The sequence below is a fragment of the Pantoea sp. 1.19 genome, from assembly GCF_001922585.1.
Lineage (GTDB): Bacteria > Pseudomonadota > Gammaproteobacteria > Enterobacterales > Enterobacteriaceae > 1-19.
The window spans coordinates 329,418-339,618 of the sequence record NZ_MRBS01000004.1; the positions used below are offsets into that span (position 1 = coordinate 329,418).

General features: G+C 54.5%; 8 protein-coding genes. All 8 read right to left on the reverse strand.

Annotated features, from left to right (window positions below; all coding sequences use genetic code 11):
* Window positions 1-51: 51 nt before the first annotated feature.
* Window positions 52-1,650 (reverse strand): type VI secretion system protein TssA, encoded by a 1,599-nt coding sequence (gene tssA, locus BS626_RS10690; protein WP_075182372.1) that lies wholly within the window; start codon window positions 1,648-1,650, stop codon window positions 52-54.
* Entirely contained in the window at window positions 1,650-5,063 is a 3,414-nt protein-coding gene (locus tag BS626_RS10695; protein ID WP_075182373.1) for an ImcF-related family protein, read from the reverse strand. The genes tssA and BS626_RS10695 overlap by 1 nt, the downstream gene beginning before the upstream one ends.
* Complete coding sequence (locus tag BS626_RS10700; protein WP_075182374.1) at window positions 5,050-6,204, reverse strand: hypothetical protein; 1,155 nt, start codon at window positions 6,202-6,204, stop codon at window positions 5,050-5,052. Before BS626_RS10700 ends, BS626_RS10695 begins: the two co-directional genes overlap by 14 nt.
* A 3-nt stretch (window positions 6,205-6,207) precedes the next feature.
* A complete protein-coding gene (locus BS626_RS10705; RefSeq protein WP_075182375.1) occupies window positions 6,208-6,474 on the reverse strand; it encodes a PAAR domain-containing protein in 267 nt (88 codons plus the stop codon).
* Between the two features lie 54 nt (window positions 6,475-6,528).
* The gene (locus BS626_RS10710; RefSeq protein WP_083615941.1) at window positions 6,529-7,095 is read right to left on the reverse strand and encodes a tetratricopeptide repeat protein; all 567 of its coding nucleotides are present in this window, start codon (window positions 7,093-7,095) and stop codon (window positions 6,529-6,531) included.
* A gap of 78 nt (window positions 7,096-7,173) precedes the next feature.
* Complete coding sequence (locus tag BS626_RS10715) at window positions 7,174-7,821, reverse strand: DUF2931 family protein (protein ID WP_075182377.1); 648 nt, start codon at window positions 7,819-7,821, stop codon at window positions 7,174-7,176.
* A complete protein-coding gene (locus tag BS626_RS10720; RefSeq protein WP_075182378.1) occupies window positions 7,818-9,386 on the reverse strand; it encodes a DUF2235 domain-containing protein in 1,569 nt (522 codons plus the stop codon). Before BS626_RS10720 ends, BS626_RS10715 begins: the two co-directional genes overlap by 4 nt.
* Window positions 9,383-10,201 (reverse strand): DUF2345 domain-containing protein (locus BS626_RS10725; protein ID WP_139308818.1); only part of this gene is annotated, 819 nt, incomplete at its 5' end. The genes BS626_RS10725 and BS626_RS10720, both read right to left, overlap by 4 nt.

Sequence of the window (10,201 nt, forward strand, 5' to 3'; positions counted from 1 at the left end):
TCGTTAACTGTTTTCTTTCAGTGGGAAGGGCAGACAACCGTCAATTACCGATCAGGAAGCACACAGCACCGCGGCTCTTGATGGATCGACCGCAATCAGCCCGGCCAGTAACTGGTCCATTACCGGTGTCAGGCGAGCCTTATCCGCCTCGCTGCGCGCGGCTTTCAGCCGCAGCAGCTTCAGATGGCGGGCCTGCACCTCAAACCACAGCGCAGGCTCCCAGGCGCTGAGCGTTAACTCTCCGGCCTGCTCCCCCAGCTCGGCAAACAGATGCATCGCCAGCTCATTCTTTCCGTACTGCTCCGCGATACGCCCCATCAGCAGCCGCAGCAGCCACCGCTGCCGGGCCGAGGTGATGCCCGGGCGGTTCTGTAGCCAGCCCAGCGCCGCATCCGGACCGTCGCTATCCGCCAGCGCCATCGCTTCTGGCTCCAGCGCCAGAATGTCATCGTTGTCACCAGCGACCGGGGCGGATGGCATGTCAGCGCCCCACTCGCCTGCCGCGTTCAGGATATGCTGTTGGATCCAGTTGAGCGTCACTTCATCCGCAAACGGGGTCCCGTCGCTGAACGCCAGCGTCTCCAGCCCGGACAGGCGGGTCAGCAGCCCTTTCAGGTCCGCGGCAATGATCCCGGCCAGCGTCGCCTGGCCGGACTTCGTCAGCGCCTGATGGATATACCACTGCAGATCCAGCCACAGGTGGTTAGCCCCGCGGGAAAAAGTGCTGTCTGCTGCGTCCAGCATCTCAGCCCAGTTCTGCTGCAGGTAGAGGCGTTTGAGCAGCGCGCGCTGGTCCGCCCTTGGCGGCTCAATGCGCGTTCGCCCCTGCGCGTCCGGAGCCGGAATGGCCCGCAGGGTGTCATGGCGCAGGCTTTTCATCAGATGGTGAGCCGACAGCCAGCCGTCGGGCTGCTCACGCAGATAGTCGGTGAGCGTGCGGGCCTGGGCCAGCAAATCCTGACCGGAGGCGATCCGCCCGATAATCGGGGCATCGGCGTGACCGGCAGCCGGAGGGGGTTCGCTGGTACTGGCGTTCTGCGGTACCACCGCATCCACCCCGCCCGCTTTCTGCAGACGGCTTTCCAGCGCACCATACAGCGCGTCCAGCGCGGGACGGGTCTCATCCGGCTCATTTTCGATAAGCCCGGCAATCAGCAGCAGCGCCCCGGTGGTGCGCCTCGCGTCTTCCCTGACCACTTCCGGATAGAGGGCGAGCGAGTCGGTGATGCGCGAACCGGCCAGCCACGCCAGCGCCGCCTTGCGGCTGCGCCCGCGCTGCGGATGCAGCTGGGCCCCGAAACGCGCCAGCAGGCCGGCCAGCAGTTCAAGACCGTCTGCCAGCCCCGGCTCCCCTTCGCGGTGCAGCTTCGCCCAGCAGTACCAGGTTGCCACGCGGATATCTTTGGCAACGGTGGTTAAAAGCGTTTCGGTATGCTGGCAAATCAGCGCGGTGTTGGCGCCCGAGAGCTTATTGATTTCCTCGCGTATCTGCAGGAAATCGTCATCATAGCCCGGATCGTCGCCAGCGGGCGCGGACCCGGGCAGCGGCTGCAGCCAGTTATCCCACTGCGCCACGCGTTCACGGGCGGCGGCAAGCAGGGTCGCCGGCTCCGCCTGGCAGGCGCTCAGTAACGTATTCAGCGCGCTCATCAATCATTCTCCTCTGCATCAGCGGCCGCGCCGGAGGGCGGGCCTGGCGAATCGGTGGTACTAAAAATGGCGTCCGGCAGACGGAAGTGACGCAGCTTCAGCAGCGCCAGCGGCCCCTCTCCCGCTTCGGTACGCAGGATATAGTTCAGCGCGCGTCCGTCCGGAGCCTTCCAGCTCAGCCGGTAGCTGCTGGCCACGCCGGGATAGGCGTTTACGCGCGCGTGATCCAGCAGGCGGATCCAGCCCCACGTCCCCGACATATCGGCGTACTGCCGGGTGCCCGCCTGCGTGCTTATCCAGCTCAGGTTCGCCCCCGGGGCTTCCGTGTCCGCGGGCCAGGTAAAGCGCTTCCACGTCGGCAGCTGATTGACATAGGTCAGCTTCTGGCCGTCGATAATCATGTCGGTCTGCATCACGCCCGCCGCCGTCCCCGGGCGCAGCTCAAAGTTCATGCCGGCGTTGCCTTCCGCAAAGGCCACGTCCGAGAGGTAGCCCAGGGTATTGATCGCCTTAAGAAACGCCGGGTTAAACGTCAGCCCCTGCGCGTTGATGCTGTCCGGCACCCAGTGGTTGCCTTCCTTATGCAGTACCCCTTTCAGGCGGCTCTGCAGGAACTGCGCGATACGCCCGGAATCAGCATTCAGGTATTTGGCCAGCAGCGGCAGCGACACGTCGCTGCTGGCGTTGCTGAACGGATAGCGTCCGCCAAAGGCGGCGTTCCACTCGGCTACCACCGCCTGCTGCCACTGGGCATTGAGGCTCCCGGCCGCGGGGGTCAGCACCTGCTGCCAGGCCTGCTCCATCGGGGTCACAAATACCGTCCGACCAAAACCGCTCCACTCCTGGCCCAGGCCGGCGGCAATCAGGCTGCCGTAGTCGCGGGTCTCGGTCAGATCCACCGCCTTGCCCTGGAATACCGTCTGGGCCAGGGTCTGGGTCATGGCCTGCGGATCGGCGGCGTTGGTCACCTGCTGCAGGCGCAGACGCACCTGGGTTACGCGGGTCAGGTAAGAGTGCAGGCTCAGTGCCTGTGCGCCGGCGCGGTTCTTGTCCATCAGCGCCAGCACCGGACCAAAGGTCGCCTCCAGCGGGCCAGAGGCACCGGCATGCTGATCAATGGCATGTCCGCCGTCACCGCCCAGCAGATTTTTCGCCGATTTCACCAGGGAGTCAGAAATCGCCTCGCCGGTCTGTCCGGTGCGCCCCTGCACGTTCAGGGTGTTCATCAGCGCCACCAGCGGCGACTGCCGCACATCGGCCATCAGTGTCAGCTGATCAATCGCATCCGACAGCGTCGCGGCACGGTGCCAGCGCAGGCCGTTGAGGAACGTCAGCCAGGCGCCGCTAAAATCGGTGAAGTAACGCTCCGTCAGGCGCTTTTTCAGCGCTTCCGGCGCGGCCTCATCCTGTGGATTTCCCTGACGCTGGCCGTCCGTCAGCACCCAGTCCAGTTCGTCCCGCCGCGTCTTAACCACGTTATCTATGGCGGGCTGCACCGCCTGCTCCCAAGCCTGGCGGGTAAACATGCCCGGCACGACGTCAGCGGTGCTGAACAGGCGGGCGGCGTCGGTATCGCCGGTCATGTCCTCGAGGCGCATGTCGGCGTACAGGTGCGCCACCCGGGAGAGCATCTTCTGGTAGAGGGAGGCGTCGCTGTTACGCACGCCCATCAGGCGCACCAGCAGCGAACGCACCTGGCTGACCATGCGCGCATCGGCGCGCAGCTTCCACTCCGGGTGCGCAACCAGCTGCGCCGCCCAGAACGACAGCAGCGACGGCGCCATGCCCTGCCATACGCTGTCTTTCACCCCGTCACGCGTCGGCCAGTCGCTCAGCAACGCCGCGCTGAACCAGGCGGCATCCATATGCTCCGGGCGCGCCAGCATCAGGTAGAGTTTAAGCTGCTGCCAGGTGGTTTTTGCCATCTGCTCGCGCAGCGGGCTGGCCGCCGGCAGCGCATTAAAGGCACTGAGCTGCGTCTGCAGATGCTCTGCCGCCGCATCGCGCAGCAGCGGCAGGGCGCTGTCCCGGTAGCGGGGCCGGAGTGCGGTCAGTAGTGCATCATTCTGACTCAGCCCGGCCCGCTGATACCACGGCACCCCATGCTCAGCGCGGTACTGCAGGCGGGCCAGCGTTTTCTGCAGCGCAGACAGGGCGCGCAGGCGCGGCTCCAGCGGCTGATTGTCCCGGGCGGCAAGAGATGCCTGCGCATGTGCGCTGGCAATCTGGCTGCGGTTGGTCTGATAGGCGACGCCCATCCACGCCGCCCAGGCCACCATCGTAAGCGCAGCAGCAGACGCCACCCCCCTGCGCCAGGGAATACCCGGTTTCACCGGGCGCAGGGCGGTGGGGAGCATCCGGACAGATTCAGGCAGAACATCCCAGCGCCTGTCCATCCCCCAGTGGTGCGCTACGGCACGCTCAGCACCGGCGGAAGGCTGGCTGAACACCACGCCGGCCAGCGGCAGCGGACGGTACGGATTGAGCAGCACCGACAATGGCGCGCTCAGGCTCTCCGGTGCGCGGATCAGCTGGTCGGCCAGCGTCAGCAGAAAGTGGTGTTTCACCTCACCGCAGGCCTGCTGCAGCCCCTGCGCGGTCAGCGCCGGCGTCAGGGCGGAGAGTTGCTCTGCCAGCGCTTCGGTACGACAATCGGCAGGCAGCAGACAGCCTGTGGCCTGTACGATGCGTCCTTCCGGCTGACCGGCGCGCGGGTGCAGGGACCAGACATACAGCGGAAGCTTCCAGCCAAGCGTTTCCATACGCGCGCTGATGGCATGAGACAGGGAATCCATGGTGCTTTCTGACGGTACCGGCGGCGGCGGCTCCAGCCCTGGTACTGAGAGTTGGTCAAAAGCCGAGGTCACCCACACCAGTCCGTCAGCCGGGCGATGGCGCAGTTTACGCAGCGCGGTCAGCCAGGCACTGTCCGCTGGGGTAGTGAGGTCGCCGCCCCACAGCAACAGCGTGCCCCGGTCTTCCTGCCAGAGCTGGCCCGTCAGGCCTGGGGTCAGCTGTTCCACTTCAGCGGCGGGGCCGGTTATCAGCAGAATGCGGGTTTTACAGCCCCAGCGGCGACCGTAGAGGTTGCGCATGGCGTCGCGGATGGTATCAACGGTGACATTGCGGGGCGCGGTCTGCTTAACGCGGCCTTCATCGGCAGGCAGGACACTTTTACGCTTCGCCTGAAAACGATGCCAGCCTTGATTGATAGCAAGGCTCAATGTTTTACCGTAACGAAGCATCAGTAATAAAAATAACGCACCGGCAAGCACCAGGCTTTTCGTGAGCGTTGTGTGCAGCCCAACCTGCTCGCCAAAGTGCCAGATTAACCAGGCAATCCCCCCTGCAATGAGAGCTGAGAATCCCAGCCTGCCCCACCCTCCACGCCATGACGAATTACCTGTTGTCATTATTACTGCTCCCTGTTTGCACGGTATTAATAAATTTCTGCTCGCCATCGGTAGAAAGCATCAGACAGCCTGCTTTTTGTAAATTCACAACATCGCTGGCAACTGCGGCCATTATCCATGGAGAAAAGGGGCCGCTGAGCCCGGCGTATTTTTCCAGCCAGTGGAGCTGTTCGGGTTTCCAGTGACCACCATAAGTTTTTGCTGCTTCAAGCAGACCGGAGAATGCATTTCCCCATTCCACATTGTCGCCAACAATACTTGCGGTGGCACAGGCCTGAGTCTGGGTCGAGAAAAACGTATCCAGTGACTTTTCTGAAATCGTCATATCAAGTGCCATGGGACGCAAAAGTCGTGCTTTAACAGGGAGTTTATATATTGTGGCCACATCATCAGAGGTCAACAGCAGGACAGCCAGCGCATCACTGTATGCGTCCCGCCCCTGAGTCTGGTGAATCAGGATTAAATCCACATCCAGCACCGGTGATTTAATTCGCTCATCCAGCGAGATAAAGGTCTTTGAAGTAAGAATTATCAACTGTGGAACGGGGCGATCCACTATAGCGGTCAGCCAGGCATGCGCAAATGCATCCTGCAATGCTGGAAAATCATCGTGAGAGTCGGTCAACAGCGTGACGGCAAGCTCTATATCTGAAGGTAACTGTGCCAAAGCTGGATTTAACCCCGAAACTAAAACAGAAAAATGAGTCCAATGATCGTGCAGACAAATACGCTGGGGCAGAGATGTTTTTTGCTCCAGCGTTGATGGGGCTGCCAAAAAAATTTGAGGTGTCAGATTTGCAGGCAGCATGACACCACTGTGCAGTACTGTGATATTGCGACCAGCCCAGCCCATCCACTGTTGTTGCGCAAATTCTGCCTCAGCGGCATCAAATTGGTGTCTGTCAAATGCATTGTTATAGAGCCAGCCACGCAGACAGAGAAAGAAAAACCAGATAACTGCGGGGCATGCGGTGACGGCCCAAAGATTACATGTTTGAAGTGGCCCAGCCAGTTGGTTGGCATGCAGGACAAACAACAGCACGCACCCGACCAGCGCGAAAATCCCCAGCAGCATCCACAGGATGAATGAAGGCTCTTCAGGCTTAGTCGATATCGTTGATTTCTGACGCTCCCAGCTCATGACTTATCCTGTTACGCAATCCGGTGCGCTGGATATCAGCTGACAACCGCACTCGCAGCGGCAACCATCAACAGCAATCGCCTTACCGTCTGAGGACCATTCAGGCGAACCTTCAATAATAGCGTTGATGCCATGACCCACTATTGGGCAGCTAATTTTATCTCCCACGATAGCAACTTTCTTGCCATTTACTACCATTGTTGATGAAGCGGAAATAACCTGACCGCCGTGCGTGGTGTTATCACCAAGCAATACAAAGCCTTTAGACATACGAAACTCCATTTTTTGATTTCCGCATATGTATTTCTTTATGCAGGTAAAACATTATTTTTCCATATCAATTTCTTTTAACTTACTACATGCATTCGAATCGCCTTTATAGCAACTTTTTTGGAATAGTGGAATGGCCTTACTTCTATTTACAGCCATCCCTTTACCATCAAAATATATCATACCCAAGTGATACATGGCTGAAGGCTCGCCTTGTTTAACTGCAAGCTCAAGAAAATTTTTGGCTTTATCATAATCCACAGCGACACCTTTACCATTAAGATATGCGTAACCTAAATACATCTGAGCTTTAGCGTTGCTGTTTTTCGCAGCCTTCTCATACCAATAATTGGCTTTTTCGTAGCTCTGAGGGGCTTCTTCTCCATAATAATACATGTCACCTAAATCGATCTGAGCGTCCGCATTTCCGAGTTCAGCAGCAACCTGATAGAGTTCAAATGCTTTTTTCATATCCTTCGGAACCCCCATACCCAAACGATAAACATTAGCCATTGAGTTTGCATCGTCTGCTTTAGTCGTTGACGTAGGATCGATAACGACAGTTTCAGCGAAACATGGTGCAGCGATAGAAAGCCAAAAAACGAAGTTGGATAGTTTCATAAATAGATCTTACGCAACAATGAGTGAGTTTATTAAACGCGAATGACACCCGTCATTGAAAATCAACTCTTATTTGAATCACCACTGCCCGTAAGGATACGCCTTACCTTTTATAAACTTTTTCATTCCCTCACTATATTCATACCCATTAGGAAAATTGGTCTCTCCTTTGCACATGTTTAGATTATTACCTGAGACTGTTGTGATTTCTGTACCTTTTTGTTCAAGATTAGGTCTGCCATTGTTTTTTAGCCAAACCCTGACTTTACCTTTAGGCGCAAGACCAATCACCATATACTGAAAATAATAATTATCTCCAGGGCTATAGTTGTTGGGCTCTGTAGTAAGCATTTTATTTTTAGTTTCAGAAGAGAACACTAATGTAGTTTCATAAACTTTTTTATCAATAATTGAATCCCAGCAAAACTGTATAACTTGCGGGGGAGAAGATGCTTTATTAAAAGGCGAAGTTCCTTTTCCGGCATGCTGGCTCCATGTCCCCACGCTTTGCCCTTGTGGCTGGTCTATTGTTCGAAAAACCTTTCCATACCCATTGACATCAATAAGTTTTACAAGTGTCACCTGAGCAGGTAGTGCTTTAGGTGTTGAAAAGGTAAAGTACCACTCATCAAAAGGGGCTTTAATCTTCCCTTGCTGGTCATTAGCTGAACTGCTGTAGCAACTCACCAAAAAAGTAAATGACAAAAAAATAGTAATTATTTTCATGCTTTTTCCCCTTTCATATTCCATACTGTACGTGTCCAGCCGGGGTTTGGTCGATTAATAAATCCAAACACTTCTGTCGCTTTTACTGCTCCATATATTTTTTCAATATGCTTGCCATCAAGCCATACCGTTTTAAATTCAACGGGATTCCAGTTTGCTGAGCAGTGTATGTATTTTCCAATAACTTGCATTTCCGATGAAGTATAAGGTGTTGGAACACTGCCACTTCTGACTGCTTTTCCTTGGGCAATTGCTTTTTGGCTCAAAGCTTCGAGATCTGGAGGTAATGTGAAATTTTGATCTTTTGGCAAAATTTCATTCATCTCGACCCCTGCCTCTAACGCAGCATCCAGCATCACCCTTAAACTGACCTTGCTCCAGTCATTAGGAACAACTCGTTTAAGCGTAACAGAAGCGCCGACGCGTTTCTCTATTATCTCCTGACGCCGTTTATCATGATTTACCAGATAGTCATACCAGGTTTCAGTTTTTACCTCTCCACTCGCCATAATTGGACTTAGATTAGGAAGCGCCTTCAAATCAGGTGTTTCAGCTGCAGTCTGTCGATAAACATCAGTAATCTCTGGAGGAACACTATCCCTGACAGTTTCATTTTTCGGTTTTGTTAAAAAATAATATTCCTGCTCATTTGGGTTGTAACCACCGCCAATATCGGAATGTACTCCGGGGAGAGATAGTTCTGGCCATGATTCTTTTATACTGTTCAGGCTAAAGTTATATCGACACTCGTGCATCGCCGCTATCTGGAAAACTTTCTGTGCGATATCGGGAGGTAAATCCAGATCCACGCCAGGATTTATGGCATCGTGCGGATCAAGCCCAACGGCGCAAACGGTGTCAAACAATCCGATAAACCGCACTTCACCGGCAGGCTGCCCATGATGATTTCGGCCATCTAGCCCCTTAGTGATTGCTTGCTGTATCGCGTTATCATTAATTCTGACGCGATTTGCAAAATGACGGGCCGCTGCTGCGCCCCGACTGAAACCGAATATATCGAATTGGATTTTCTCTATTGCGTTTGTTATGCCACTTCCTTCACCGAGCAGAGTTCGGATTTCTTTTGCGATCTTAGAAACACCTTCATCGGTCTTATCAACCACACCTTCTGATAAAGTCCCGGTCCCCATTGCTACCAGGTTGTCTTCTTTGCCTTTTTGTGTACCAATACCTTGAACGTAAACAGCACGCTGAAATTGAGTTTTATCCTCAACAACCTCATCATCAACGGAAAAAAGTGTATTTAGCCAATGAATATTGGAATAGTACCCCATAAAGCTACCACTGCCATTTACACTCATCCCTAGCTTTTTGGTACAAAGCTCAAGATCTTCTTTTTTAAGACCAACATCAAGGTGAGTACAACTTTTCAATAGGCGCTCATCTGTATTGAAGACATTATTACCTGTACCATCGAAGAACATCCCAATTGTAATGGTAATACCAGGAACAGACTTTCGTTTACAAACGATTGTTTTTTCCGAAATGTTTACATCAGTAAAGTGTTCACAGTCGTTGGCTTCCCATGCATGATAATTAGTCATGATTTATTGCTCCCTGCTGATGAGTTACCGGTCCCTAGTATTTCAATATTTATTTTACCCGGCATTGAAGTGTAAATAGGCATTGTTTTGCCATTTTCATCAGATATACCTGAAAATACCTGGCCCTCGGCTGTAGTAACCTTGTATTCAGTCTTAGGAATGACGTTCCCACTATCATCATTGAGAGCATAAACACCTCCATAACCTTTTGGGAATTCATGTGGAGGTGAACTTACGGTTGCTGGCCCCATTTTCTGAACATTGGCACATTTCAACAGGATATTACCTTCACAGCCCAGAATAATATCTTTACCCTGCAACTGGATGAACGAACCGTCCAGGTTTTTCAGCACAACATCTGTTGCAGCCGTAATTTCAACCCGACCTTCCGTACTGGTTACGGTCACGTCCTTTTTGGCTATCGCATCAAGCGCATCATCCTGCGCCTGGATTTCAACTTTTCCCTTTGCGGCAAACAGTTTCATTCCGGCCTTTCTGGCCAGCATGCTCACCGCTCCTCCCGCCGCCACGGTAAAACGCTTAAGCGCGCTGATGTCAGTATTTTGTTGTGACATAATCCCAACGCTGGCACTACCCGACGCCATGCGAACCGCCTGTGGGCTGGTGATGCTCACGCCTTCAGGTGCATTCAACACCATTCCTGGCTGTACCAGATCTTTGAGGGCATCAGTCAACTTCACCTGGCTTTGAATATCGGCGGGTAGCGCCTGCGCCGTTTCTGCAGCATCAGACAAACTTCTGGCAATGCTCAGGGCATTTTCCAGTTGAGATATCGCCTCCCGCATGGACAACAT